The sequence below is a fragment of the Caproicibacterium amylolyticum genome (assembly GCF_014467055.1).
Classification (GTDB): Bacteria; Bacillota; Clostridia; order Oscillospirales; family Acutalibacteraceae; genus Caproicibacterium; species Caproicibacterium amylolyticum.
Map to the genome: position 1 here is coordinate 1,592,418 of NZ_CP060696.1, position 25,731 is coordinate 1,618,148.

Here is a 25,731-nt window from a genome sequence, read left to right on the forward strand (position 1 = left end):
TATTTTCCGTTGGTTAAGCAATTCAAAAATTCGAATTAAAGTGCGGCACAGATTGTTCGTCCGGCAGCAAAAGCATACAGGCAGCATTCCTTTACCGGCAGACCAGTACACTGGGTCAGTGCTTCCCGGTACAGCTGCAGCTGCGCGCCATACCGTTCCAACAGCTTTGATTCGTCGGCATCCCGGTCGGTTTTATAGTCCAGCAGCACCAGCGCACCGTTCTCCTCAAAGGCACAGTCCACCGCGCCCTGCACAACAATCGGTTCTCGAGCCATTTCCGGTGGCAGAGCCGCATCCAAGTGTGCTGCCGGCACTTCAATGGTAAAACGGTACTCCCGCAGGACATGCGGACTCTTCAGAATGCGCGTTGCAAGCGGTGACGCAAAAAATTTTTGTACTGCATCTAAATTCACCGCAGCAGCCTGCTCTTTTGTTAAAAAAGCCTCCTGCTGCAGACGGGAAAGTTCCGCTGCGGGGTCAGATGCAGCTTTTGCATAATCGGCGTACTGCATATAGCTGTGCAAAGCTGTACCGCGTTCGGCCGAGGTCAATCCGCCTTTGCCCAGAAAAGCCGGACGGCTCTGCGCCGCATATTTTTTCTCAAACGGTGCCGCCGCGACATCACTGGCAGCGGTTTTTGCGCGGACCCGACCAAGCTGTGCATACGGATAAATAAATCCTGTTTCCCGCTTCAGTTGTGCAAGCAAAGCTTCATCCGGCAGTACCGCGGCCGCTTGCGGCTGTTCTGTTTCTTCCGGCGCGGTTTCCGCAGAAGCTTTGCTGCGAATAATTTGGAAAGTACATTTCTCGCTGCAGGGCAGCACCCGCAGATGTTCCGCACAAGCGACCTGCCGCAGCCTGCCCGCATCCGGATGGCGCAGTGCACACAGCATTAACCAGTCCGCTGTGCTGGAAGCCCGGCGCACCAAAAACGCAGGCAGACGTTCCTCAGGCTCCAGTTTTGCCGCCAAAGAGGCTAGCTTTGCCTCTGCATTGGACACAGAGCAAAGCATCAGCAATTTTTCCTTTGCACGTGTCAAAGCAACGTACAAAACGCGAAGTTCCTCACTCATCTCGTCGCGCTCCTGCTCCAGTGCAGCCGCCTCCCGCGGAAGCGTTGTGTAGCGGCAGCCAGTAGTCTCGTCACGCAGCTTCACGCCCAGCCCCAGCTTTGGGTGGAGCCGTACATCCCCAACGTCCCGGTGAAAGCGCCGCCCGCAGCCTGCTAGAATCACAACCGGAAATTCCAGTCCTTTGCTGCGGTGGATACTCATAATGCGCACCACATCCGCTGTTTCCCTGCCCGAAGCCGCCGCGCCAAGGTCGCCACCTTCTTCCTGTAGCCGGTCAACAAAGCGAATGAAACCGGAAAGTCCACCCCAGCCCGCCGCTTCATACTTTCTAGCGTATTCCAGTAGCAAATGCAGGTTTGCAAGTCGGGTTTCGCCGTTGTCCATGGCAAGTACCAAGTCCTGATACCCACTGTTCTGCAGCAGAAAATCAATAAAGCGGTTAGCCGGCATTGCTGCAGCCTGTGTACGATAATCACGCAGGTCGTTCAAGAACTCTTTGCAGCGGTCATTCCCGCTTTGAGCCGCTTTCTGTACTGCAATGTAAAGTGGATGCTTCCGGTCCGCAATCCGCAGGTTGGCAAGTTCATCCGGTGTAAAACCGTAAACCGGACTGACCAATACGGCGAGCAGTGGAATATCCTGTAATGGATTGTCAATCGTGCGCAGAAACGAAAGAATCGTGCGGACTTCTAAAGTACCGAAAAATCCGCCGCCGGGGTCAGCCCACGCTGGGATTCCCAGTGCACCCAGCAAACGCGCATAAAGCGGCGCATACTGGTTTGCACTGCGCAGCAGAATGCAGACATCACTGAACCTGCCGCCGCGCTCCCGCCCTTTGTCAAAAACACTGCCGTTCTGCAAAAAGTCCAGCACAGATTCGGCAATGCGGCGACACTCCAGCTCTGCCATTTCCGTGTCGCCTTCCTCTGTCTGGCGCTCCAAAATATCCAGCTCCGCGTCCGGCGTATTGCTGTCCGGATACTGTGCGCCGCAGTAAAGCGCGTCACGGTCGGTATAATCCAGCCCGCCTGCACCCTCACTCATCAGCTGACGAAACAGAAAATTGATTGTTTCAGTCACGCCCGCACGGCTGCGAAAATTCTTGCCCAATGTGATACAGGCCGGGTACTGTGGATTTTTACGGTCATACTCCACAGAAGCATTTCTGCGTGCAAGGAACAAGCCGGCTTCCGCCTGCCGAAAGCCATATATACTCTGCTTAACGTCGCCAACCATAAATAGATTTTTTTCTTCACGGGAAACCGCGCGGAAAAGTAAGTCCTGCAGTTCGTTGGTATCCTGATATTCATCTATTAAAATTTCATCGTACCGCTGTGCAGTTTCCACTGCTGTCTGCGTCCGCCGCCATCCCTCCGGTGTTTCTGCAACCAGCAAGTGCAGCGCCCAGTGTTCAAGATCACCAAAATCCGCAAGCTTTTTCTCTGCTTTTGCGGCATCCAGTTCCCTGCCGAATTTTTCGACGATAGCAAACAGCTTTTCGACCATCGGCGCAAGCCGCGCAAAATCTTCCGCACATTCCTGCGCGCTGTATCCAAATAATTTCTGCAGCTGCTGCACCGCTGCCTTTACTTCCTTGCGGTTCGCATCGGCGGCGATTTTCAGCGAGTCTTCTTTGTAGCCGCGCACGGAAGCCATGCGGCCAAACGAAATTGTGGAAAGCAGTTCGCAGGCTGTGTTCCAGTCTGCCTGCGGCAAAGCCTGCTGTACCTCCACTAATGCAGCCAAATCCTGTACGAATACCGAGCCACACTTTTCTGAAAGTGTGGCGTCCTCCTGCAGCAAATTCAGTGTCTGCTTCGTTGTCTGCGCGCAGTAATGCAGCGCTTCCTCTGCGTAAATGCGCACGGCCCTACCCCACGGCGTTTCATCCGGTGCATCTGCCAGATACATAGCGGCTTTTTCCCGCAGCCACCGCTGTGGAAACGGATGGCTTCGCACAAAATCATAAAGCACCTGCACCATATGCACCAGCGGGCGGTCATCCCGTCCGGCGGAAAAGCAGTCCAGCAGTTCCAGAAAATCAGCGTCATTCGCCTCGTAAAAGCTGTCCAGCACATGGGAAAACGTCTGCGCACGCAGCACTTCCATTTCCCCCGGGTCAGCAATGCGGAAATCCGCAGGCACACCGAGCTGACTGAAGTGTTCACGTACTAATTCGCTGCAAAAGCTGTCTACTGTGCCGATGTGTGCACGGGAAAGCAGAATTTTCTGGCGCTGTAGAAATGTACTTTCCGGTGTGCTTCGCAATTCCTGCGAAAGCCGCCGGTCAATGCGGTCACGCATTTCGGAAGCCGCCGCCTTTGTAAAGGTCACCACCAATAGGCGGTCCGCATCAATCGGTGCATCTTCATTCAAAATCAGCCCGGCCATGCGTTCAACCAGCACAGCGGTTTTGCCGGAACCGGCTGCCGCAGAAACCAGCAGCGGACCGCCGCGGGCGGAAATTGCGTCCTGCTGTTCGGGCGTCCATTGTGTACTCATTCCGCTTTTCCCTCCTTACTGATGATCTGCAGCGCTTCCTCCGGCTTCGGCGGGTTCATTTCCCGCACCGGGTCATCCTGTTCCCGGCCGCATACGGGCGCGTAGGGGCACCACGCACAGGCATCATAGCCTTTGCCGACCAGCGGTTTCGCCTGTACCTGACCGCTATGCAGCTGTTCTGCCATTTCCTGTACTTTTTCCTGCACATATGCGAGAATTGACTCCAGTTCCGACCCGGAAACAGCACAGCCTTTGCCCTCCGGCATACCGTTTTTCAGCTTGACCGGCAGATACTGCCCCGCCGCGTTTTTTTCCATTGCCTCAACGATGGCAGGGTCGTCCCGCAGCAGTCCGCTCATGCACAGCTCCGCGGCCTGCTTCTGCATTTGCTTTTCCTGCGGCGTGCCACGCTCCACCGGTGCCGCCGGAACTGCCGCCGGCATATACAGCACCCCCGCTGGTGCGGGAATTCCGTACCGCTCCCCGCCGTTTTCGTACAGTGCCGCAAGATACAGCAGCATCTGCATATTCATGCCGTACAAAATATCGGATACTTTAAATTTCTTCTTGCCGGTTTTGTAGTCCACCACGCGCAGCCAAGTGTGGCCATCCGCCTGCCAAATGTCCACGCGGTCCACCTTGCCGACCAATTCTACACTGCCACCGTCTGCAAGCGGCAGATGCAGCCCCGGTACACCGTCAGGCCCAATTGGCAGTTCAAAGTCAACCGGCTGAAAACTGCTCTGGCACAGTTCCGCAGCAATGTGCGCCGTTACCACCGCGGCAGCAGATGCTACCCGCCCCAGCAGAAATTGAAAGCGCGGCTCTTTTTTTTCGGCAACGCCCAGATTTTCTTCTACATAAGTGTTTAACAGTTTTAAAATTAAATCATGCAGTTCTTCCGGCTGCATCGCGTTCAGCTTTTCTGCCCCAGTTTCCCGAAACAGATGCTCCAGCAAATAATGCATCAGGCTGCCATACTCCATAGGGTCCAGTTCTGCTGCACGGCGCTCCTTTGCCTGCAAACCATATTTACAAAAATACTGGAACGGACACAATGCATAGACTTCTGCCTGCGAAGCAGAAATGTGCATATCCTTATGGAACAGTTCCTTTGCACAGTCCGCATCCGCAAAGTGCTGCGGTGAACGGTCTGCCGCGCGTTCCAGTGCGGAAAGGCGCGGTACATCAGCTTCTCCGGAAAATAGCCTCCGCAAGGCAGCTTCCTCTGGTGTTGCGTGTTTCCAGGAACGGGCCAGCTGTGCAAACGCTGCTTTCCGGCTGCAGGCAAACCAACCTTGCGGAAGTGTTGCGGCGGTTTCTACCCGCACATTGCTTAAAACCTCCTGCACCTGCGTAATCATGGAGGAGGGCAGCTTTGCAGTGCCGTCCGTCCCCGCTGCAGGCCATGAAAGATACAAACGTTGTGACGGTGCACTGACCGCCGCATATGCCAGAAAACGTTCCTGTACGTCTACGCCCTCCAGTGTGTCGTTAAGTGGCAGGCCGCCGCGAATCAGCGAAAGGCGCTCCGCGAAGCTGAGTATGCCGGCGGTACCCGGCGTTTTTGGGAAATCATCCTTTGCGGCATCCAACACAAAAACGACCTTGGGTGCTTCCATGCGGATGCGGTTCGCCGCACCGACAGTCACTTCGTCCACTCCCTGCGGAATGCCTGCCATCTGGCTGTCCGCAAGCACAATCCGAAGCAGTTCTTCAAAGCGGTTCCGCGTAACCGGCTGTTCGCCCAAAACCAGCGCGCACTGGTCCAGCACCTGCATCAGCAAGTCCCATAGTCGCAGGGTATCATCCGCCAGCGCAGGCTGACCCGCCTTTTCCAGTGAAGCCGCCAGGGCTTTTAAGTGCTGCGGCACTTGTGCATCCTGCAGCAGCTGGTAAACTGCCTTGGCAAGGGTTAATCCATCCGCATCCATCGCCGCGGCTGCAAATTTTTCAAGCGGTGCGGTCAGCGTTTTGCGTGCTTCCTCCAGCTGTGCAAGCCGGTGCTTGGCGTCCGGTGAAAACTCGCCTGCAAAACCGTCCGGATTGGCGGTAAATGGAGTGTGCCAGCTTCTTCCGCTGATTTTCCACACAAAACAGTAGTTTTCCAGTGCGGCAGTCATATCCGGTGAAAGCCCGGTCAGCTCCGTTTTCACATAAGTAAAAACCGTTTCACTGTCAAATCCGGTACGCACCACCGCAAAAGCAGAAAGCACAAAACGCATCAGCGGTTCATGCGTAATATCCCGTGCTTCATCCATAAAGTACGGAATTTCGTAAGTATCCAGAGCGGTATCCAAAATTCCACGGTAGCTGTCAATGTCGCGCGCCATTACCGCAATGTCACGCGCACGGCAGAAGCCATTCGCCAGCAGATGCCGAATGGCCGCAGCCGCGTAAGCCGCTTCCTCATAAGGGTCAGCGGCTTCATAGAGAAAAATATTCTCTGCTTTCACACCAGTGGATTTTATTTCTGTACGGTAAATATTTTCTTCCAGTGTTTTTAAGTCTTCCGCGTCAAAGCGCGCACCGTCCGGCAGTTTTTCCGGCGATGCTACCCGCACATCTTCTTCTTTTGCTGCACGCATTAATCCGGCAGCGGTCTGCTTCACGATTGAAAAGACACCCATGCCCTGCTCCGGGTCGGCAAGTTCATCCGCACACAGAGCCACTGTCACTTCGGCAGCCTGCCGCAGCATGGGACGCAGAAGGCCATACTGCTGCTTGGTAAAGCTTTGAAACCCATCTATGTACACCAAGGAATCCGCAAAGAAATCGTGCACGGAAAGACAGGCGGCAGCGCGGGTCAGGTCATCCTGCGGGTCAAGCCAACTTTGCGCTACCAGTGCTTCGTAGCAGTCCAAAATGCGTGCAAGTTCCGTCAATTTTTGTCCCAGCAGTGGCATCTCTGCTGCACGAGCAGCTGTTCGCAGTTCTTCCGGCCCGATACCACAGGATTTAAACTCCGTGTTCGCATCCAGCAGCATATGTACCAGTTCTGTACCCTGTGCACTGCGGCGGTAAAACTGCAGGGTATCCTTGATTTGCTCCAACGCCTGACTCATCAGGATTGCCCGACCACCGTCATCCAACCGGCGTCCTGCGCCGCCGCCATAGCGCCGGGTCAGCGCATCACACAAACGGGAAAAGCTGTACACCTGCACACACTGTGCGTCCTTTGGCCCCAGCAGACGCAACATGGCGCGTTCGTTTTCAAAAGAAGCCTGCTCCGGTACCAACAGCACTAAATTTTCCTGTCCGTCCGCCGCAAGCTGCCGCAGACGCTCCCGCAGGGTCCAGGTTTTTCCGCTTCCGGCTCTGCCAAACAAAAGATGAAGCATTTCTGTTTCCTCCCGTCATAAATCCACAAAAGCAGCGGCCGGTACACCTTTGCACCGCCGCTGCTTTTGTAGCAGTTGATTTAAAAGATTATTTTCTGTTGCTTTCCGAGCGTTCTACGCTGCATTTTTTAGCCAATTTTCCAGCATTTCATAAAGCTCTACTGTTTTAAATTTAATTTGATATTGGCAGCCGGTCAGCTGCTCCTCCGGCTTTGTCAGCACATCATCCAGCTTTTTTTCCGGTTCTGCCGAAGGCAGGCACAGCGCCGGAAACAACACACACCACCAGTTGTGCCCCTGCCCTTTGCCGATCACTACTCGCAGAGCACGATAAGTACCGGCAGGAAGTGTCACATTGCTGTACTGCCGCGTTGGGAACCATGTATTTTCAAGGGAAACGCACACGCTGTCCTGACAGGCATTTCGGCGAAGCTCGTCCACTGCCTGCTGCTGCAAATCCTTTAGGTGCTTTGCCGCCTGTGCTTCCGCTTCATCCCGCGTGGCCGCACCGGTAAACCACACGCTGCTGTCCTTTAGAATACGGTCACGAACTTTCAGCTTTAAAGCCTGATCTGCGGTGGAATCGCTGTTTGCCAGCACATGCAGCCTCAGTACCCGGCTGGGGATATCTTCACTTGCGGCAATCACGCCGGTGCAGCTAAACGCCAGCGACAAAATCAATCCGATTGCCACCGCACGTTCCCATATTTTCCATTTCATCTGTAAGTACCTCCATTTGATTTCTGACTGGAGTATGGGAACAAAATGGAAAATATATACAATTTTTAGACTTTTTATCAGCCGCCAAAAACATCTTTTTGCAGCTGCGCATTTTTTTTACGGCGACGGGTTGTTTCTTCCTCATCAATAGACAGTGTGCCCTCTGCATCATCAATTTTTAAAATGGTGCCTTCTTTTGCCCCCTGCGGCAGTTCAGAAGTTTCAATACCGAAGAATCTGCCGTCCTTATCCTCACAAATTGCAAGAGTGCCCTCAAAGCGGTCGATACTCACTGTTTTCATGCGGTTTCTGTCCTTTCCATTTTCAGTTATTCATCACCGGCTGCTTTACCGGTTTCTGCCTGCTCAGCAGGTGCTTTCGCGTTCATACTGCGCTCCAGCCACTGCTGATAAGTAATCAATACCTGCCGCGGCTTGCTGCCTTCATGCGGGCCGACAATGCCCAACTGCTCCATCTGGTCCACAATACGGCCGGCACGCGCATAGCCCAAACGCAGGCGGCGCTGCAGCAGTGAAGTAGAAGCCTGACCAGCCTCCACAACACATTTGACTGCTTCCTCCAGCATGGGGTCGGTATCCGCCTCCGCGGCAGGAGCACTGTCCTTTTTGTCGGCGACGGCGTTCTTTTCAATTTCCTCCGCAATAGCCGGGTCGTAGCCGGGCTCCTGCGACTTTTTGATAAACTCAACAATGCTTTCAATTTCGCCGTCACTGACAAACGCACCCTGCACACGCACCGGCTTTTGTGCACCGACCGGCGAAAACAGCATATCGCCGTTGCCCAAAAGCTTTTCCGCGCCGCCGGTGTCGATGATTGTGCGGCTGTCCACCTGCGAAGAAACAGACAGCGCAATTCGGCTTGGAATATTTGCTTTAATCAGGCCGGTAACAACATCAACGCTTGGACGCTGGGTGGCAATCACCAGATGCATACCGGCGGCACGCGCCATCTGTGCCAAACGGCAGATGCTGTCCTCTACTTCATTCGGTGCGGCCATCATCAAATCCGCCAGTTCTTCAATAAATATTACAATCTGCGGCATGCGGTCCATTGGCAGGCCGTCTTCCGTTACAAAGCCGTGCTGCGATGCCATCGCGTTATAGGATTTAATATCACGCACATTAAATTCCGCAAAAATTTTATAGCGTTTGAGCATTTCAGTAACCGCCCAACCTAATGCGCCGGCGGCCTTGCGCGGGTCGGTCACAACCGGAACCAAAAGCTGTGGAATGCCGTTGTAAACGGAAAGTTCAACCACCTTCGGGTCAATCATCAGGAAACGGACGTCCTCCGGCGTAGACTTGTACAGCAGGCTGACAATAAAGGAATTCAAACATACGGATTTGCCGGAACCGGTAGTACCCGCAATCAGCAAATGGGGCATTTTCCCAAGGTCAGCCACTTTCGGTGCACCGGCAATATCACGCCCAAGACAGACAGTAAGCCTGCTCTTTGCTGTAATAAAAGCGTTGGATTCCACAAGGTCGCGCATGCGGACAATGCTTTTCTGCTTGTTCGGCACCTCAATGCCAACTGCCGCTTTGCCGGGAATCGGCGCTTCGATACGAACACCGGAAGCCGCCAGATTCATCGCGATGTCATCCGCCAAATTGGTAATTTTGCTGATTTTTACGCCGGCCGCCGGCTGCAGCTCATAGCGGGTAACAGACGGGCCGCGGCTGATATCCACAATTTTAGTGGAAACGCCGAAGCTGTGCAGCACCTGCACCAGTTGCTGACCGTTAACCTGCAGCTCTTGCTGCACCGCCGCAGAATCCGGCATGGCCGCCGCCTCCAGCATGGAAACCGGCGGTGTGTGATAGCCGTCCTGTGCCTGCTGCAGACCTGTAGAAAGTTCCTTGTCCTGCACAGCAACGGTTGCTTTTCCCTGTGCCTTTTCTTCTTTCTGCACGCGCTCCATGTATTTTGCAGCTGCCTGTGCGGAACTGCCGTCTTCCTGCACCGAAGCAGGTATTGGTGCGGATTCTTCTGCATAAGGTGCTTCACGCCGCACCGATTTCTTTTCAACAATAGCGGATGGCGGCACCGCTGTACTGTGGGAAGCCTCGTTTTTTCCGCCGCCAAACATTTCTTTCAAGCGGGAACGCTTCTCTGCCCCTTTTTCTTTCGGCTGTTCTTCCGGAACCTGTACAGGAGTCTGTACCGGGTGCATCGGCATGCCTTCATCATCCAGCGGAATGTCAATTTCTCGGCTGCGGCTGCGCTGTTTCTGCTGCGCCGCCTCCATTCGGCTTTCCCGTACGGTGCCGACTACCTGTCCAACTGCCTGTGCAGGTTTTTGAATTCCTCGCCACAGGCGCACCAGCGTAGTACCAGTCAGCAGCATCAGGGAAACGAACAGCATTAGCAGCAGGACAATGCAGGCGCCCGGTTTGCCCAATCCTGCCGTGAGCGGAAGCCCCAGCAGGCCACCGACCAGCCCAGCTCCGCCGCTGTCCTTGCAGGCATTAAACAGTGCCAGCAACTGTTCCCCAAAGGTTCCGTTTGCTCCGCCGTTGGAAACACCAAATGCTGTTACCGCACCGCACAGTAAAACGATGGACGCAGCCGAAAGCGCTACTTTGGTTCCCATGGTGTCACCCTGCCGCTCAAAAGCAGTGGAAAAGGCAACATACAGCAGCAGCAACGGCCACAGCAGTGCACATACACCAAACAGTCCACGCACCAGATGATGCAGCATTAACCAAACATGTACCCCCGGAATAACAGCAACAAAAAACAAAAAGATTGCCAGCGCAAAGAGCAGAATTGCGGCAGTCTGGCGCTGCTGCCGTTCCGCTTCCGGTGTCCTGCGGTTTACCGGGTGCGGCTCAGCTCTGGTTGGGCGCTGTGCCCGTGTCGAGCGTTCCGCCGTGCGGCGACCTCCCGTCTGTTTTTGCCGCTGCGGCGGTTTTTTGGCAGCCTGCCGTTTTGCAGGCTGTGAACGTGCTGTCTTCTTCTGTGCCAATTTCGATACTCCCCGTTTATGTAATTTTTCCGCAGCAAATGCGGAAAAGTGATTGAAAATGAGTCTAAAATAATTATAGCAGAGATTTCTGCAAAAGTTTTGCAGAAAAAAGAAAGCACGGCACGCCTATTTTACTTGTGCGCCTTTTTTGCTGTCTTTGCAGACTTCCCTGCTTTTGTATCCTTTTTCTTTCGGCTGTCGATCATGTCATATAAGCAGTTCACCGCATCCGAAAGGCCGCCCAGTGAATCAATTAGCCCTTCACGCACGGCGTCTTCACCGTCCAGCACGGTACCCACATCCATCACCAGTTCCTTTGTATTCATGGCAAGCTGCATAAAACGTTCCGGTGAAATCCGGCTGTTTGATGTCACGAACTGCGTAATGCGTTCCTGCATGCGCTGAAAATAATCCATTGTCTGCGGCACCCCAAGCATCAGGCCGTTCATACGTACTGGGTGAACGGTCATGGTTGCACTGGGTACAATAAAGCTGTGCTTTGCCGCCACAGCAAGCGGAACTCCTATGCTGTGCCCCCCGCCCAGCACAAGGCTGACCGTCGGCTTTGTCATGCTTGCCACCAGCTCTGCCAGTGCAAGTCCCGCTTCCACATCCCCGCCGACAGTGTTGAGCAAAATCAAAAGTCCTTCGGTTTTGCTGTCCTCTTCGATATCGACCAACTGCGGAATTACATGTTCATACTTGGTGGTTTTACTGGAACTTGGCAAAATAGTGTGTCCTTCTATCTGACCAATAATCGTCAGGCAGTGGATGGTATGGTGCCCGCTGCCGGTTACGATTGCGCCCGCATCAGCATAATTGTCCCGCGTTTCTTCCTCTTCTTCAGCATCTTCATCCTGTGCCAGCATGGATGTATAATTTTTATACGTTTTCACGTTCTCACCCCCGTGGCATTAGTCTGCCGCAGAGGTAAAAAAATATGTATAATTTCACAGCGCCGCAGGAAGTGTATATCAGTATACCATAAAAAAAGAAAAATTGCACTGCCAGCCACAGATTTCTGAGCGTCCGTTCGCTTTTTAAAAAGGGTAGATACATGCACGCTTCCTGCAGAATTTTTTACAAAGCACGATTTTGTGCAAGAATTCAGCATTTCATACATGAAAAGTGCTTTTCTATTGCGCACCGCTTGCAGATTCCATTTGTGAACGGATTGACAAATCAACATTTTTTGTAGATAATAGATGAAAGCATATTGTAAAAAGCACAGATGCCTTTTCTGTGGCTGTTATTAACAGAACGGCAATGTGTTCTGCATAAACAAAGGGGGACTTCGTAAAATGGGACTGACCATTGCACAGAAAATCATTCAGGAGCATCTGGTTTCCGGCAAAATGACCGTTGGCAGCGACATCGGCCTGAAAATTGACCAAACACTAACACAGGACGCCACCGGCACAATGGCTTATCTGGAATTTGAAGCCATGGGTGTTAAACGTGTAAAAACCGAAAAAAGTGTTGCCTATATTGACCACAACACGCTGCAGACCGGTTTTGAAAATGCGGATGACCACCGGTTTATCCAGACTGTTGCCAAAAAGCACGGCATCTGGTTCTCCCGCCCCGGCAACGGTATCTGCCATCAGGTTCATCTCGAGCGCTTCGGCATTCCTGGCAAAACACTGATTGGCTCCGACAGCCACACCCCCACCGGCGGCGGCATCGGTATGCTGGCAATGGGTGCAGGCGGTTTGGACGTTGCTGTTGCCATGGGTGGCGGTGCTTACCATATTAATATGCCGAAAATGCTGCGTGTTAATCTGACTGGAAAGCTCCCTGCATGGGTCAGTGCAAAAGACGTGATTCTGAAAGTCCTGCAGGTGCTGACTGTTAAGGGCGGCGTTAGCAAAATTGTAGAGTACGCAGGCGAAGGTGTTGCTTCCCTGACTGTGCCGGAACGTGCCACCATTACCAATATGGGCGCAGAACTTGGTGCCACCACCAGCATCTTCCCCAGTGACGAAGTAACCCGCCAGTTCCTTGCCGCACAGGGCCGTGAAGAAGTCTGGAAGCCCCTTGTCTCTGACCCGGACGCGGTTTATGACGAAGAAATTACCGTTGACCTTTCCGCACTGGAACCAATGGCAGCCTGCCCGCACAGCCCGGACAATGTGAAAACCATCCGCGAACTGGCTGGTATGAAAATCGATCAGGTCTGCATTGGTTCCTGCACAAACTCCTCCTATCTCGACATGATGCGTGTTGCTTCTATCCTGAAAGGCAAAACGGTTTCTGACACCGTCAGCCTTGCCATTGCCCCTGGCAGTAAGCAGGTTTATAACATGCTCGCCAAAAACGGCGCGCTGGGCGATATTATCAGCGCCGGTGCGCGTGTGCTGGAGTGTGCCTGCGGCCCCTGCATCGGCATGGGACAGTCCCCGAACAGCGCCGGTATCTCTCTGCGTACCTTTAACCGCAACTTTGAGGGACGCTCCGGCACTGCTGACGGCCAGATTTATCTGGTCAGCCCGGAAACCGCTGCTGCCAGTGCACTTGCAGGTGTGCTGACTGACCCCCGCACCCTTGGCGAGGAAAACGCAATCGCCATGCCAAATTCATTCCTGATCAATGACAACATGGTCATTGCACCAGCTTCTCCGGAAGAAGCAGAAAACGTGGAAATCCTGCGCGGTCCAAACATCAAGCCGTTCCCTGTTACCACTGCGCTGGCAGATTCCGTTGCCGCAAAAGCACTGCTGAAAGTCGGCGACAACATCACAACCGACCACATCATGCCTGCAGGCGCGAAGATTCTGCCTTATCGCAGCAACATCCCTTACCTCTCCAATTTTTGTTTTACGGTGTGTGACAAGGAATTCCCCGCCCGCGCAAAAGAATACGGCAAGGGCATTATTGTCGGTGGCCAGAACTACGGACAAGGTTCCTCCCGTGAGCACGCTGCACTGGTTCCGCTTTACCTCGGCATCAAAGCGGTTTTGGTGAAAAGTTTTGCGCGTATCCACTGTGCGAATCTGGTAAATGCCGGTATTGTGCCGCTGGTTTTTGAAAATGAGGCGGATTATGACCGTATTGACCAGATGGACGACCTTTCCATGCCAAACATCCGTGCAGAACTGGAAGCCGGTCAGCCGATTACCGTTAAAGACGAAACAAAAGGCTTTACCATTCACACAAACGCACAGCTTACCGACCGTCAGCGTGACATGATTCTGGCAGGCGGTCTCTTGAACTACACCAAACAGCAGAACGGATGAATACAGCCGACTGCAGAATAACATCGTCACACCGCAATTACGGTCTGTCTGCAAGCACCATCAAATGGTTTGCCATTGCCTGTATGTTTGCCGATCATGTGGCATGGGCTTTTTTGCCTACTTTTTCCGCGCTGGGATTTACGCTCCACGCATTCGGCAGAATAACCGCACCCTGTATGTGCTATTTCATTGTAGAAGGTTACAGCCACACACACAGCGTTCGAAAATATTTGCTGCGGCTCGGCGTTTTTGCTCTGATTTCCTGGCCTTGCTTTTCGTTTTACGAAACGGGTACGCTGACCTTTAGAATGGGAATGATTTGGTCACTGTTCTTTGCATTGCTGGCTGTCTGTGCCTTTGACAAAATTTCCAATCCGGTTTTGAAATTGCTTGGGGTGTTGATCTGTGCAGTTGCGACGCAAATCGGTGACTGGCCAATTTTCTGTGTGGTATTTACACTGATTTTTTGGATTTTCCGCGGTAGCTTCCGTGCACAGGCACTCGTTTTTGCGGGTGCAGCAGTTATTATGGCAGTTGGTTTCTCTTACCGCAGTTTACACGCCGTTCCGTTTACTCTGATGCAGCTGTGTGTCCTGCTGGCTCTGATTCCCTTAGTACTTTATAATGGCAGACGCGGCGGCGAAAGCTGCCCTCAGCTAAATAAATGGGCATTCTATGTGTTTTACCCCGCCCATCTGCTTTTACTTGGACTGATTAAATATATTGTCCTTTAATTTTTCGGCAGTCTTTACACTTCGGAGGTAATCCTTTATGGATAAAATTCAAATGAAAACGCCGCTGGTCGAAATGGACGGCGACGAAATGACCCGCATTATCTGGAAAATGATTAAAGACATTTTACTTACGCCCTACATTGATTTAAAGACGGAGTACTATGACCTCGGGCTGAAGCATCGCGACGAAACCGGCGATCAGGTAACCGTGGATGCCGCAGAGGCAACTAAAAAATATGGTGTGGGCGTAAAATGCGCCACCATCACCCCAAACGCTGCACGTGTTAAGGAATATGATCTGCACCAGATGTGGAAAAGCCCAAATGGCACGATTCGTGCAATTCTGGACGGTACCGTATTTCGTGCTCCGATTCTGGTAAAAGGTGTGACACCGTTCATTCCAACCTGGAAAAAGCCAATTACGATTGCCCGCCACGCTTACGGCGACCTTTACAAAAACGTTGAAATGACCGTACCCGCTGGTGCAAAAGCAGAATTGGTTGTAACCGACAAGGACGGCAAAGAAACCCGCGAAACCATTCATAAATTTGATGGTGCAGGCATTATTCAGGGACAGCACAATCTAGACACTTCCATTTCCTCTTTTGCGCACGCCTGCTTCAGTTATGCACTGACCACCAAGCAGGACATTTGGTTCTCTTCAAAAGACACGATTTCTAAAAAATATGACCACCGCTTCAAGGATATTTTCCAGGAAATCTTTGATGCAGAGTATAAAGACAAATTTGAGAAAGCCGGCATCACCTATTTCTATACCCTGATTGATGATGCAGTTGCACGTGTTATCCGCAGTGAAGGCGGTTACATCTGGGCCTGCAAAAATTACGACGGCGATGTGATGAGCGATATGGTGGCAACTGCTTTCGGCAGCCTTGCCATGATGACCAGCGTACTGGTTTCCCCGACCGGTGTTTATGAATATGAGGCAGCACACGGTACTGTGCAGCGTCACTACTATAAATATCTGAAAGGTGAAACCACCAGTACAAACAGCGTTGCTACCCTTTTTGCCTGGACAGGTGCACTGAAAAAACGTGGCAAGCTGGATAATCTGCCCCGTCTTTCCGACTTTGGCTGTAAACTTGAAAAGGCCGCCATTCAGACTATTGAAGAAGGCGTCATGACCGGCGATATGTATCAGCTCTCCACACTGAAAAACAAGCGTAAGGTTGATACCGAAACATTCCTGAAAGAAGTGGCGGTTCGTCTGAACGCACTACTGTGATTTCAGGTCCATTAAATTTAAATTGAGTACGCGCGCAATATGCGCCGCCTCCGGAGCAGCAGTCGGCTGCTTCGCAGAAGGAAGGTACGTTTATGCCTAAACGTGAAAATATTTCTATGTCCGTAATCCGCCGACTTCCGCGATACTACCGCTTCTTAAATCAGCTGAAACGAGATGGTGTAACCCGCATTTCCTCTACTGAACTTTCCGCAAAGCTGGGCTTAACCGCTTCGCAGATTCGGCAGGATTTGAACTGTTTTGGTGGTTTCGGTCAGCAGGGCTACGGCTACATTGTGGAGCAGCTTGCTGCAGAAATTGGGCGAATTCTGGGGGTTGCGCACAACTACCGCACGGTGCTTTTTGGTGCCGGAAACCTTGGGCGTGCCATTGCAGCCCACATGGACTTTGAGGAGCTGGGCTTTGAGCTGATTGGTATCTTTGACAATGCTCCCCAAAAAGTTGGGACTGTAATACGTGGAATGGAAGTACTGAACACTGCCTCATTTGAGGATTTCTGCAAAGACAACAAGCCTGAAATGGCTGCTTTGTGCATTCCCCGCACTGCGGTGGAAGCTACGGTTGACCGGCTGTACCCCCTCGGCATACACAGCTACTGGAATTTCAGTCACTATGATATCACTATGAAATATCCGGATGCTGTTGTTGAAAATGTGCATCTGAATGACAGCCTGCTGACGCTATGTTACCGTATCAGCAACAATCCGGAAGCCTCTCACGAACCAACAAAAAAATAAAATCTACAAAAAGAAGCTGCTGCAGAAAATTTTCTGCAGCAGCTTCTTTTTACTTATCAATATCTACAAGTGATTCTTCGCCACTTGCTATTTTCATTATTCCCTATTCGCTTTATATTCTTTTGCAGCAGCAATCAAGCCCTTAAACAGCGGGTGCGGACGATTCGGACGGGACTTAAACTCTGGATGAAACTGACTGCCGATGAAGAATGAATTGGAATCTACTTCCATCATCTCAACAATATGGTCGTCTGGGCTTTTGCCTGCAAAGGTCACACCTGCCTCTTCCATGCGGGTGCGATAGTCATTGTTGACCTCAAAACGGTGACGATGGCGTTCATAAATCAGCGGCTCATTGTTATAAAGACGTGCTGCCAATGTACCGGGCGTTAACTTGCAGGGATATTTGCCCAGACGCATAGTACCCCCAAGCTGTTCAACGTCTTTCTGCTCCGGCATCAGGTCAATGACATGATTCTTGCTCTGCGGGTCAAATTCAGCAGAATTTGCATCCTTTATGCCCATAACGTTGCGTGCATATTCAACGATGCAAAGCTGCATGCCAAGGCAGATACCCAACAGCGGCACCTTGTTCACGCGTGCCCAGTGAATGGCAACCACCATGCCCTCAATACCGCGCTCGCCAAAACCGCCCGGTACCAACACACCGTCAGCATCTTTCAAAATTTGAGCCACATTTTCATCTGTAATTTTTTCAGAATCGATCCACTGTACGTTGACCTTGACATTGTTGCCAATGCCGCCGTGTGTCAGTGCTTCCGCAACGCTGAGATATGCATCATGCAGTTCTACATACTTGCCAACCAAAGCGATATTGACGCTGTCTGTCAGCGAAAGCGCTGTGTGCACCATGCTGATCCAGTCAGACAAGTCCGGTCCGCGGGTATCCAGCGCCAGTCGACGGCAGACAATCTCGTCCAGTTTTTCATCACGCAGGGCCAAGGGGACTTCATAAAGCAGCGGCAAATCCAAATTTTCAATCACGCAGTCCTGACGAACGTTGCAGAACAGTGCAATCTTTTTCTTAATGTCATCGCCAATCGGCTGCTCAGAGCGCAAAACAATCACATCCGGCTGAATCCCGATGGAGAGCAGTTCTTTCACGCTGTGCTGCGTCGGCTTGGACTTGTGCTCGTGGGAACAGTTCAAGTACGGAACCAGCGTTACATGGATGAACATGCAGTTCTCGCGGCCCTCTTCTGTTGCAAACTGACGAATGGCCTCTAAAAACGGCTGGCTTTCAATATCGCCGACGGTGCCGCCGACTTCAATGATTGCAACATCGACATTGTCACGCGCGGCGGAGATCCGTTCTTTGATTTCGTTTGTAATGTGCGGAATCACCTGCACAGTGCCACCGCCGTAGTCACCATTGCGTTCTTTTTGAATGACATTGTAATAAATGCGTCCGGAGGTAACGTTGCTGTTCTGCGAAAGGCTTTCGTCGATGAAGCGCTCGTAATGACCCAAATCCAAATCGGTTTCGGCACCGTCGTCTGTTACAAAGACTTCACCGTGCTGAAAAGGATTCATTGTACCCGGGTCCACATTCAGGTAAGGGTCAAATTTCTGCATTGTGACACGCAAACCACGTGCTTTCAGCAAACGGCCAAGGGACGCCGCCGTAATTCCTTTTCCGAGTCCTGAAACGACACCGCCTGTAACAAAAATATATTTTGCTGCCATAACATCCTCCATACGCTTAAAAATTCTCTCTTTTTTGCCTCATCCCGACAAAAAACAATTACTATGATTATATCGCGAAGAACCTGTGCTTGTCAAGAAAAAGCCGCTGAACAGAAAAATGACCCGCGCCAAAGTCTGCATCCGCCGCGAGTCATTTTCTGTATGGTTTTTATAAGACTGCATCCAGCATTTTTCGATAATCAATTATGGGCAGTGCTCCCACCTTGCTGTCAACCGGATTCCCGTCACGGAAAACATAAACCGTTGGAATGCTCATGACATTGAACTGTGCCGCAAGATCTTGATTTTCATCAACATCTACTTTCATTACAGCTGCTTTGCCGCTGTACTCCTCTGCAAGCTGTTCAATGACCGGCCCAAGCATTTTGCAGGGGCTACACCATGTAGCCCAGAAATCGCAGAGTACGACTCTGTTCTCTTTCAGGACTTCCGAAAATTTCGCCGCGTCCGCATGAATCACTTCTGCCATTTTGTATCCTTCCTTTCCGTTTCAGTATTCGCTCTTTTTCTCTAAAGGATACCACTATCCCTGATATTTTTCAATAGTTGCTTTTGTGATTTTTACAGCAGTTTCCGGTTTGTTGCTGTCATTTACTTTTACCGCCGCGATTTTATCGACAACATCCATACCGTCATAAACCTGCCCAAAAACAGAATGACCGCGCGGCGGGTCAAATGCGTTGTACGCACCGTCCAGATTCGGGTTTCCGCCCTGCTTCTCATACAAAGCCTTATAAGCATCCGTCAGCTTGTTCGGGTCAAGAATGTTGTACTGCTGCTGCGCAATCTGCGGCCACTGGCTCTTATCATAGGTTTTTAGCTGCTCATACATAGTATTGACCTGGCTCCAGGTGCTGCTGCTCACCTTCGGCGCCTGATTGATAAAGAACTGGCTGCCGTTGGTGTTGTAGCCGCTGTTCGCCATAGCCAGGGAACCGCGCAGATTGACAAGGTTTGCGTTAAACTCATCCTCAAAGCTTTTATCCCAAATGCTTTTACCGCCGGTACCGGTACCAGTTGGATCACCGCCCTGAATCATAAAGTCCTTGATGACTCTGTGGAAAGTCAGGCCGTTGTAATAGCCCTTCTGAATCAGTCCTTTAAAATTTTCCACGGTTTTCGGTGCAGCCTCTGGGAACAGACGAATCTTAATAGTGCCCATCGTAGTTTCCAACACTGCTACTTCTTCGCCGGCAGCCGGTTTTCCCAACTGATATCCCAATTTTTTGCCGTCATCTGCCCGCAGCCCTGTGGAGCTTGCGGAGGAAGCGGCCTGTGATGTGCTCTTTGCCTGACTGGACACAGCTTTTGCCTGTGAAGAAGAACTGGAGGCTGTACCGCCGCATCCTGTTACGGTCAATGCTGCTGCCAAAGCTACTGCACCGGCCGCCAAACGTTTCTTTAACTGCATTTTCATTACTCATCCTTTGTAAAATATTCCGCAGAAAAACCTGCAGATTTCTTTCTCCGTCTTCTAAGACAGAAAATATACATTTTTTATTGTACAGAATCCTTTCTGTAAATGCAAGCCCTGTCCATCGTCATTCACGGGGCATTCGCTGCATATAAGTAAAAAGTATCGGCAAAAAGGAGGTAGTCAAATGTTTGGATACGAACCCGAGGGCTGGCGGATAGATAAAACAGAAAACCGTGCGGCACTGCGCAGCCCCGCAGCGCTGGCACAAGCCGCACGGGCCGGTCAGATTTTGGAAGGCCGCGCAGTTCTGTGTGACAGCGGCCACAACCTGATTGTAGACCTTGGCTGCATGCAGGGCGTAATCCCCCGGGAGGAGGGCGCTATGGGAATCCGTGAAGGTACTGTGCGCGATATTGCGCTTCTTTCACGCGTGAACCGGCCAGTCTGCTTTTACATAACCGGCTTTTCGGAGGAAAGCGGCCGCACTACTGCCCTGCTCTCCCGCCGTGCCGCGCAAGAATCCTGCTGGCGAGACTGCTTGAGCAAGCTGCTGCCCGGAGATGTGCTGGATGCCCGTGTAACGCATTTGGAACCGTTTGGCGCATTTATGGACATTGGCTGTGGGATTGTTGCACTGATGCCGATTGATGCCATCAGTGTTTCCCGCATTGACCACCCGCGGGAACGTTTTACAACCGGCATGGACATCCGCACTGTTGTTCGCAGCATAGAGGGCCGCAGAATTACACTGAGCCAGCGGGAGCTGTTAGGCACATGGGAGGAAAACGCCGCACATTTCCACAGCGGAGAAACCGTTGGCGGCATTGTGCGCAGCATTGAGCCATACGGAATTTTTGTGGAACTCACACCTAACCTTGCAGGACTTGCCGAGTGCCGGGAAAGTGTAACCACAGGGCAGCAGGCCAGTGTGTATATTAAGAGCGTTCTGCCCGCACGCATGAAAGTAAAACTGGTAATTATTGATACGTTTGATCTGAAATGCAAACCGGAACCGCCGCATTACTACTTTACGGGAGAACACATGGATCACTTTCTGTACTCGCCGCCGGAAAGCAGCAAAGTCATTGAGACTGTTTTTACGGAACAGAAACCTTAAAGTGCCTGCACAGGCGCTAATGCACTGTTCACAAGCTGTGCACGGCGTGCCTGCCGCTGCTGCGGTGTCAAGGGTTTCCCTGCTCGGAGTGTCATAGTCGCCGGCTGCACCGCAAAAAGCAGGCTGTCCAGTTGTTCCGGCCGCAAACCATGCACTGATTCAAAACATAGTCCCATTCGCACATTGGCATACAGCCGCAGAAACTCGCTAAATTCCAGCATACGGGCACTGAGCATCACGGCAAGCGCCCGCGACACTGCGTCTTGTGCTTCGATTGTACCAAGCAGTTCTGTACGAGCGCGACGTTCCCGTTCAATCAGCTGACTGCCGATGGAGCGTAAGTTTTCAACAGCATTTTTTTCGCTGATGCCAAGCGTAATGCGGTTGGTCAGTTCATAAACAGCGCCCGCCGGTTCCACTGCACCGTCAAAAACGCCGCGCAGTGAAAAGCCAAGCTGCGCCACATCGCTGGAAAGTCGTTCTACTGCCCCGCCCTGCTGCAAAGCAGGCAGATGCAGCAGAAGAGAAGGCACCATGCCGGTGCCTAAATCTGTCAGGCTCTGTGTCAGGTAGCCAATATCCCCATGAAACGCAAAGCGAAGTTCTCGGTCCAGCAGGGTGTCAAGCGTGTCCGCAGAGGACAACACTTTACCCGGCTGGCACCCCGGCAGGACAAGCTGCAAGCGCACGTGGTCAGCACCATTTACCATAACACTAACGCTCTCATCAGCTGTATAAAAAAGCGTTTTGCCTGCCGGTTGGGCAATAAACTCCGGCGTACACAGCTGGCGCTCCACAAACGAAACCCGTGCTGTCTCCTCACAGTCCTCCAAATCTGCACAAAGGAACTCTAAATTCATTTTACGCAGTACCTTCTCTACGCGCATGCGGCTGCGCTCCATATCCGAGCGGGACATCCGCGCTGGGAACGGCAAGTCGGTCATATTGCGAATCAGGCAGACACGAGAGCCAAGCACAACATCGCTGTCCTGCCCGGCATTTTCGTACCACTTACGGTTCATTGGAAGTACCTCCTCCCAAACGGCGCAGGCTTTCCTGCAGCTGGAGGGTTCTGCGCTCCTTTTTCTCCTGCTCAACAGCCTGCCGCAGCACTTCCTGCATTAAGACCATCTGACTTTGCGGCTGTGGCTGCGGTAAATTTTCACCGGGTGTTTTGCCGCAGTGAATGTCACTGCCGTACAAACGCTGCACAATCGGCAGCAGCCGGTCTGCAAAAATTTCATAGCAGTGCGCACAGCCGACCTTGTCGGTACGTGCAATCTCTTCAAAGGTAGCACCGCACCACGGGCAGCGCTCCTCCTCCGGTTCAGACTGTTCCTCTCCTAAAAAGTCACTGAGGATGCTGCCAAAACCGCGGTCCAATCCAGTCAGCAGTGTTGTATAGCCCAACCGATGTGCACAGGCCGCACACAGGGCATATTCAGTAAGCTGTCCATTTACGATTGTTTTTACTTTTATAGTTGCGGGATTTTCCCCGCAGGACTGACATATCAAGGTTATCCGTCCTTTCTGCAGGTATTCTAATGGATTATACACCGGGATTATGAAATAGATATGAAACAGCTGTTTTTCTTTAAAAAGTTTCTCACACATTTATGTCCTCCGCAATATACTGGACTGTAACAACAAACAAGGAGGCAATGCAATATGTGTAACAATGGTTGTGGGTGCGGCGGTAGCAGCTGCTGGATTATCCTGATCATCATCCTCATTCTGTGCGGCGGCTTCAGTGGCTGCGGCAATGGTGACGGATGTGGCTGCAACAATAACGGCTGTGGCTGCTAAGGTTTCACTCTGCTGAATAGTGTCTTATAATATAGAAGGGCCGCGGGAATACCCGCAGCCCTTCTATTCTTTGTTTGCGTTACTTTTTTAATGCTTCCCGCAGCGCCTGTGCCAGCTGATCCGGGCAGGAGGTCGGCTTTGAACCGCAGCGGATACCGCTGCATCTGCTGATGACCTCTTCCGCTTTCATTCCCTTTACCAGAGCACGAATGCCTTTCAGGTTTCCGTCACAGCCGCCGATTACCTGTACATCCTGAATAATATCGCCGTCCAGCTGGATGCGAATTTCACGGGAACAAGTTCCTTTTGTTTTGTAACGATATTCCATAGACTGCTTCCTCCAATTTACAAATAGAATCAGGCGCTTTCCGCCATCCGCTTCATCATGTTCAGCTGAACATCATCAGTAGAATAGCTGCCCAGCGGATTCATCTGCTGAGAATACATACCATGGAAATCCGAGCCGCCGGTCATGATCAGCCCGTACTGCTTTGCCAGCGCGGTAAAACATTTTTCATCATCCGGCACTCCCCTTGGGTGTGCAACCTCAATGCCATCAAGTGTATGAGACGCGGCAAGCTCCAGCAGCAAATCATAACTGTCATATTCCGCGGGATGCGCCAGCACCGCAAGCCCGCCAGCCTCATGAATCTGCTGAATAACATCGCGCGTTTCCGGGTACTTCACCGGTACATAGGCAATTCCTTCTCCAGGGGCAAACAACCGGTCATACAGCTCCCCGAAAATGGAATCTGCATAACCGGCATCCATCAATGCATGCATGATGTGCTGTTTAAAAATATTTGTACTTCCCTGTGCTCTGTGGGTAATCATTTCCACTGGAATTTGGTACAGACGCAGCACCTTCTGCAGCATGATTAAAGTCGCACGCTTTCTGGTTTCTGCAATCTGGTGGCAAAGCCCCAGCAGTCTGTCCGGATGTGGGCAGCAGTAGCAAAGGATATGTGCTTTCCGTCCCGTTTTGCCGTCTGTTGTTGAAAATTCCGCACCCGGAATGACCTCAATGCCCTTTCTCTTTCCATAAATCACAGCTCTGCCCGCACCGGCAAAGGTATCGTGATCTGTTACCGCAATCGCGCTCAGTCCGCGCTTTTTTGCAAGCATCACCAATTCCTCAATACTCACCGTGCCATCTGACATTTTTGTGTGGCAATGCAAATCCGCAGCCAAAAAAAGACCTCCTCTTATGTGATACCTAATCTTTCTTCATTATTATAAAACAAAATGAAAGGGGAATCAACTAAGGAGGCACCCTATGCTGTCATTTTTCGTCGTTTTTACGATTACTGCAGCAGCTTTTCAGGCGTAAAATGTGCAGAAGTAATTTTCCAAATGATGAAATCCACCGCCGCCATAAATACACTGATTACAAAATAATGCCACGCACTCAAACGGAACATGCCGGAAAACTGTCCGACATATAAAAGGATCAGCGGCAACAACACATAACCGCAAATCTGTACCGACTCCATAAAGCTGTGGCTTCTGCCCGAAACCAGCACCATAAACAGCACGCCAAACACAATCAGCGCGGGCGCCAGTAGGAATACCATGGTGATCCAGCTTGGATCTGCCCAAAATGCCGTAACGCCCAGCAGAATATCGCCAACGGACATTACAATCGCATACAAGACAAACGAAATCAGTGATACTAATGCAGAAAGCCCCACACAGCCCAACACCTTGGAATTGAAAATCTCTTTTGTGGTAAATGGCGTTAAAAAGAGCGTTTCAATCGTGCCGCGCTCCTTTTCACCGACAAAGCTGCTGGCCGCCGTTACGCAGGCGGTCATCAGCGGTACAATCAAATACAGCATAGGGCCAAGACAGTCGGAGTAAATAAAGAAAAGAGTTTGTCGGTCGTTCATGTAGTTCTGCTTTTCTGAAAGCAGAACACGCATTTTTTCCATACCCTCCACGCTGGAAGAGGGCAAGATATTCGCAAGTACCATAAAGAGGATTGGCAACAATACTACAAAACTCAGCGGAACGATGACTAGCATTGTACGTACAATTAGGTTCTGCCACATTTCCTTAAAATCTTTTTTTATCAGTGCCGTCTGGCGGACGTTTATCAGCCTGCTTAAAAATTTTGGCGGTCTCACAGCAATCCCTCCTTGCCCAGCAGTGCCATGTAAGCGTCCGTAAGTGTCGGACTGCACAGCCGTGCTTCATATATATCGTGACCGGCCGCCACAGCTTTTCGCAAAAGTTCCGGCATTTCATCTGCACTGTCAATTTCATGTTCCCAAAAACCATCTGCACGCTGTTGAAATCCTTTCAGGCTGTCCTTTTCCGGCAGACGAAAACCTGCTCGGACACGGCAGCCAGCCTTGCGGCACAGCACTTCTAAGGAACCATCCGCAACCACGCTGCCTTCACTGAGAATACCAAACTTTGTGCAAAGCTGCTGCGCATAGGGAAATTGATGCGTACACAGGAAAATTGTTATTCCTTCATTTTTTACCAGCCCGGAAAGCAGGCCAAGCACCGCTTCAGCACCCTCAGTATCCAAGCCAACAGTCGGCTCGTCCAGTAAAAGTACCTGCGGATGTGTCATAAGTGCCCGTGCCAGAGAAAGCCGCTGCAGCATACCAGTAGGAAATTGGCTTACCGGCAGATCACGTGCCTGCCAGATTCCTAAGTCCTTCATTAACTCTGCTGTGCGAGTCTGCGCATCTGCAGCCTTCATTCCGGATGCCTCGCCGAAAAACACAAGGTTCTCCTGCCCAGTCATACAGGCATACATTTTGGCAGATGGCGTCATAACGCCGCAGACTTTGTGCAGTCGAGCAGACTTTTTCAGTGGGTCCATACCGAGTATCTCACAGTGGCCGCTGGTTGGCGTAATTAGACCAGCCATCAGTTTTACCACTGTGGTCTTTCCTGAGCCGCTGCCGCCAAGTAAGCCGTAAGCCGTACCTTCAGCAATGTTTAAATCCAAAGTGTCCAATGCATTTGTTGTATTATTAAATGATTTGGTAAGCCGTTCTGTAAAAATTGCGTCCATCAGCCTTTTTGGGCCTCCAGTTCTGCAGAAAATGCG

The 25,731-nt window shown here is 51.6% G+C and carries 21 protein-coding genes; 6 read left to right on the plus strand and 15 right to left on the minus strand.

Annotated features, from left to right (window positions below):
* Positions 1 to 35 precede the first annotated feature (35 nt).
* The 6 genes from addA to H6X83_RS07640 form a co-directional block, all read right to left on the minus strand.
* Positions 36 to 3,575, minus strand: a complete 3,540-nt coding sequence (gene addA, locus H6X83_RS07615) for a helicase-exonuclease AddAB subunit AddA (RefSeq protein ID WP_212505908.1) — start codon at positions 3,573 to 3,575, stop codon at positions 36 to 38.
* Entirely contained in the window at positions 3,572 to 6,916 is a 3,345-nt protein-coding gene (locus tag H6X83_RS07620) for a PD-(D/E)XK nuclease family protein (RefSeq protein WP_212505909.1), read from the minus strand. The genes addA and H6X83_RS07620 overlap by 4 nt, the downstream gene beginning before the upstream one ends.
* Before the next feature lie 114 nt (positions 6,917 to 7,030).
* Positions 7,031 to 7,636 carry a stage II sporulation protein R gene (locus tag H6X83_RS07625; protein WP_212505910.1) on the minus strand — a complete coding sequence of 202 codons (606 nt, stop codon included), beginning with the start codon at positions 7,634 to 7,636 and terminating at the stop codon, positions 7,031 to 7,033.
* Between the two features lie 77 nt (positions 7,637 to 7,713).
* A complete protein-coding gene (locus H6X83_RS07630) occupies positions 7,714 to 7,938 on the minus strand; it encodes a DUF3006 domain-containing protein (RefSeq protein WP_212505911.1) in 225 nt (74 codons plus the stop codon).
* Between the two features lie 26 nt (positions 7,939 to 7,964).
* Positions 7,965 to 10,625, minus strand: a complete 2,661-nt coding sequence (locus tag H6X83_RS07635; RefSeq protein WP_246419066.1) for a DNA translocase FtsK — start codon at positions 10,623 to 10,625, stop codon at positions 7,965 to 7,967.
* Positions 10,626 to 10,756: 131 nt separating this feature from the next.
* Entirely contained in the window at positions 10,757 to 11,494 is a 738-nt protein-coding gene (locus H6X83_RS07640) for a ClpP family protease (protein ID WP_212508525.1), read from the minus strand.
* A 432-nt stretch (positions 11,495 to 11,926) separates the two neighbouring features.
* Between H6X83_RS07640 and H6X83_RS07645 the strand changes: the two genes are divergently transcribed.
* The 4 genes from H6X83_RS07645 to H6X83_RS07660 all read left to right on the plus strand — a co-directional run bounded on the left by H6X83_RS07645 (position 11,927) and on the right by H6X83_RS07660 (position 16,596).
* Positions 11,927 to 13,861, plus strand: a complete 1,935-nt coding sequence (locus H6X83_RS07645) for an aconitate hydratase (protein WP_212505912.1) — start codon at positions 11,927 to 11,929, stop codon at positions 13,859 to 13,861.
* Entirely contained in the window at positions 13,858 to 14,595 is a 738-nt protein-coding gene (locus H6X83_RS07650) for a TraX family protein (protein WP_212505913.1), read from the plus strand. The genes H6X83_RS07645 and H6X83_RS07650 overlap by 4 nt, the downstream gene beginning before the upstream one ends.
* Before the next feature lie 37 nt (positions 14,596 to 14,632).
* Positions 14,633 to 15,841 carry an NADP-dependent isocitrate dehydrogenase gene (locus tag H6X83_RS07655; protein ID WP_212505914.1) on the plus strand — a complete coding sequence of 403 codons (1,209 nt, stop codon included), beginning with the start codon at positions 14,633 to 14,635 and terminating at the stop codon, positions 15,839 to 15,841.
* A gap of 92 nt (positions 15,842 to 15,933) precedes the next feature.
* Positions 15,934 to 16,596, plus strand: coding sequence for a redox-sensing transcriptional repressor Rex (locus H6X83_RS07660; protein WP_212505915.1), 663 nt, complete (start codon positions 15,934 to 15,936; stop codon positions 16,594 to 16,596).
* A gap of 96 nt (positions 16,597 to 16,692) precedes the next feature.
* On the opposite strand, the gene pyrG is transcribed toward H6X83_RS07660, so the two are convergent.
* The 3 genes from pyrG to H6X83_RS07675 all read right to left on the minus strand — a co-directional run bounded on the left by pyrG (position 16,693) and on the right by H6X83_RS07675 (position 19,735).
* Positions 16,693 to 18,303: a CTP synthase gene (gene pyrG, locus H6X83_RS07665; RefSeq protein ID WP_212505916.1), complete on the minus strand. Its 1,611-nt coding sequence runs from the start codon at positions 18,301 to 18,303 to the stop codon at positions 16,693 to 16,695.
* Between the two features lie 169 nt (positions 18,304 to 18,472).
* On the minus strand, positions 18,473 to 18,793 hold the full coding sequence (gene trxA / locus H6X83_RS07670) for a thioredoxin (RefSeq protein WP_212505917.1): 321 nt from the start codon (positions 18,791 to 18,793) through the stop codon (positions 18,473 to 18,475).
* 54 nt (positions 18,794 to 18,847) lie between these two features.
* Positions 18,848 to 19,735 carry a peptidylprolyl isomerase gene (locus H6X83_RS07675; RefSeq protein ID WP_212505918.1) on the minus strand — a complete coding sequence of 296 codons (888 nt, stop codon included), beginning with the start codon at positions 19,733 to 19,735 and terminating at the stop codon, positions 18,848 to 18,850.
* 190 nt (positions 19,736 to 19,925) lie between these two features.
* Between H6X83_RS07675 and H6X83_RS07680 the strand changes: the two genes are divergently transcribed.
* Positions 19,926 to 20,858 (plus strand): S1 RNA-binding domain-containing protein, encoded by a 933-nt coding sequence (locus H6X83_RS07680; RefSeq protein ID WP_212505919.1) that lies wholly within the window; start codon positions 19,926 to 19,928, stop codon positions 20,856 to 20,858.
* Here the strand turns inward: H6X83_RS07680 and H6X83_RS07685 are convergent.
* Together H6X83_RS07685 and H6X83_RS07690 are read right to left on the minus strand one after the other, a co-directional pair.
* Entirely contained in the window at positions 20,855 to 21,880 is a 1,026-nt protein-coding gene (locus H6X83_RS07685) for an ATP--guanido phosphotransferase (protein ID WP_212505920.1), read from the minus strand. The two genes, H6X83_RS07680 and H6X83_RS07685, sit on opposite strands and share 4 nt — an antisense overlap.
* Entirely contained in the window at positions 21,870 to 22,472 is a 603-nt protein-coding gene (locus H6X83_RS07690; RefSeq protein WP_212505921.1) for a hypothetical protein, read from the minus strand. Before H6X83_RS07690 ends, H6X83_RS07685 begins: the two co-directional genes overlap by 11 nt.
* Before the next feature lie 54 nt (positions 22,473 to 22,526).
* Here H6X83_RS07690 and H6X83_RS07695 point away from each other — a divergent pair, with 54 nt between their 5' ends.
* Positions 22,527 to 22,664, plus strand: coding sequence for a hypothetical protein (locus H6X83_RS07695; protein ID WP_212505922.1), 138 nt, complete (start codon positions 22,527 to 22,529; stop codon positions 22,662 to 22,664).
* 79 nt (positions 22,665 to 22,743) lie between these two features.
* Here H6X83_RS07695 and H6X83_RS07700 read toward each other — a convergent pair whose 3' ends face one another.
* From H6X83_RS07700 to H6X83_RS07715, 4 genes are all read right to left on the minus strand, one after another.
* Positions 22,744 to 22,992: a TIGR03905 family TSCPD domain-containing protein gene (locus H6X83_RS07700; RefSeq protein ID WP_212505923.1), complete on the minus strand. Its 249-nt coding sequence runs from the start codon at positions 22,990 to 22,992 to the stop codon at positions 22,744 to 22,746.
* Positions 22,993 to 23,021: 29 nt separating this feature from the next.
* Positions 23,022 to 23,855 carry a PHP domain-containing protein gene (locus H6X83_RS07705; RefSeq protein ID WP_212505924.1) on the minus strand — a complete coding sequence of 278 codons (834 nt, stop codon included), beginning with the start codon at positions 23,853 to 23,855 and terminating at the stop codon, positions 23,022 to 23,024.
* 113 nt (positions 23,856 to 23,968) lie between these two features.
* Positions 23,969 to 24,790 (minus strand): ABC transporter permease subunit, encoded by an 822-nt coding sequence (locus H6X83_RS07710; RefSeq protein ID WP_212505925.1) that lies wholly within the window; start codon positions 24,788 to 24,790, stop codon positions 23,969 to 23,971.
* Entirely contained in the window at positions 24,787 to 25,695 is a 909-nt protein-coding gene (locus tag H6X83_RS07715) for an ABC transporter ATP-binding protein (RefSeq protein ID WP_212505926.1), read from the minus strand. Before H6X83_RS07715 ends, H6X83_RS07710 begins: the two co-directional genes overlap by 4 nt.
* Positions 25,696 to 25,731 lie beyond the last annotated feature (36 nt).

What these genes read in the sequence shown, in the direction of transcription:
- H6X83_RS07645 (WP_212505912.1), top strand. Translation starts at nt 11,927, where the DNA reads ATGGGACTGACCATTGCACAGAAAATCATTCAGGAGCATCTGGTTTCC.
- H6X83_RS07680 (WP_212505919.1), top strand. Translation starts at nt 19,926, where the DNA reads ATGTTTGGATACGAACCCGAGGGCTGGCGGATAGATAAAACAGAAAAC.
- H6X83_RS07620 (WP_212505909.1), bottom strand. Translation starts at nt 6,916, where the DNA reads ATGCTTCATCTTTTGTTTGGCAGAGCCGGAAGCGGAAAAACCTGGACC.
- H6X83_RS07655 (WP_212505914.1), top strand. Translation starts at nt 14,633, where the DNA reads ATGGATAAAATTCAAATGAAAACGCCGCTGGTCGAAATGGACGGCGAC.
- H6X83_RS07675 (WP_212505918.1), bottom strand. Translation starts at nt 19,735, where the DNA reads ATGCAGTTAAAGAAACGTTTGGCGGCCGGTGCAGTAGCTTTGGCAGCA.
- H6X83_RS07685 (WP_212505920.1), bottom strand. Translation starts at nt 21,880, where the DNA reads ATGAACCGTAAGTGGTACGAAAATGCCGGGCAGGACAGCGATGTTGTG.
- trxA (WP_212505917.1), bottom strand. Translation starts at nt 18,793, where the DNA reads ATGGCAGAAGTGATTCATGCGGACGCGGCGAAATTTTCGGAAGTCCTG.
- H6X83_RS07715 (WP_212505926.1), bottom strand. Translation starts at nt 25,695, where the DNA reads ATGGACGCAATTTTTACAGAACGGCTTACCAAATCATTTAATAATACA.
- H6X83_RS07660 (WP_212505915.1), top strand. Translation starts at nt 15,934, where the DNA reads ATGCCTAAACGTGAAAATATTTCTATGTCCGTAATCCGCCGACTTCCG.
- addA (WP_212505908.1), bottom strand. Translation starts at nt 3,575, where the DNA reads ATGAGTACACAATGGACGCCCGAACAGCAGGACGCAATTTCCGCCCGC.
- pyrG (WP_212505916.1), bottom strand. Translation starts at nt 18,303, where the DNA reads ATGGCAGCAAAATATATTTTTGTTACAGGCGGTGTCGTTTCAGGACTC.
- H6X83_RS07700 (WP_212505923.1), bottom strand. Translation starts at nt 22,992, where the DNA reads ATGGAATATCGTTACAAAACAAAAGGAACTTGTTCCCGTGAAATTCGC.
- H6X83_RS07690 (WP_212505921.1), bottom strand. Translation starts at nt 22,472, where the DNA reads ATGTGTGAGAAACTTTTTAAAGAAAAACAGCTGTTTCATATCTATTTC.
- H6X83_RS07625 (WP_212505910.1), bottom strand. Translation starts at nt 7,636, where the DNA reads ATGAAATGGAAAATATGGGAACGTGCGGTGGCAATCGGATTGATTTTG.
- H6X83_RS07640 (WP_212508525.1), bottom strand. Translation starts at nt 11,494, where the DNA reads ATGCTGGCACAGGATGAAGATGCTGAAGAAGAGGAAGAAACGCGGGAC.
- H6X83_RS07630 (WP_212505911.1), bottom strand. Translation starts at nt 7,938, where the DNA reads ATGAAAACAGTGAGTATCGACCGCTTTGAGGGCACTCTTGCAATTTGT.
- H6X83_RS07695 (WP_212505922.1), top strand. Translation starts at nt 22,527, where the DNA reads ATGTGTAACAATGGTTGTGGGTGCGGCGGTAGCAGCTGCTGGATTATC.
- H6X83_RS07650 (WP_212505913.1), top strand. Translation starts at nt 13,858, where the DNA reads ATGAATACAGCCGACTGCAGAATAACATCGTCACACCGCAATTACGGT.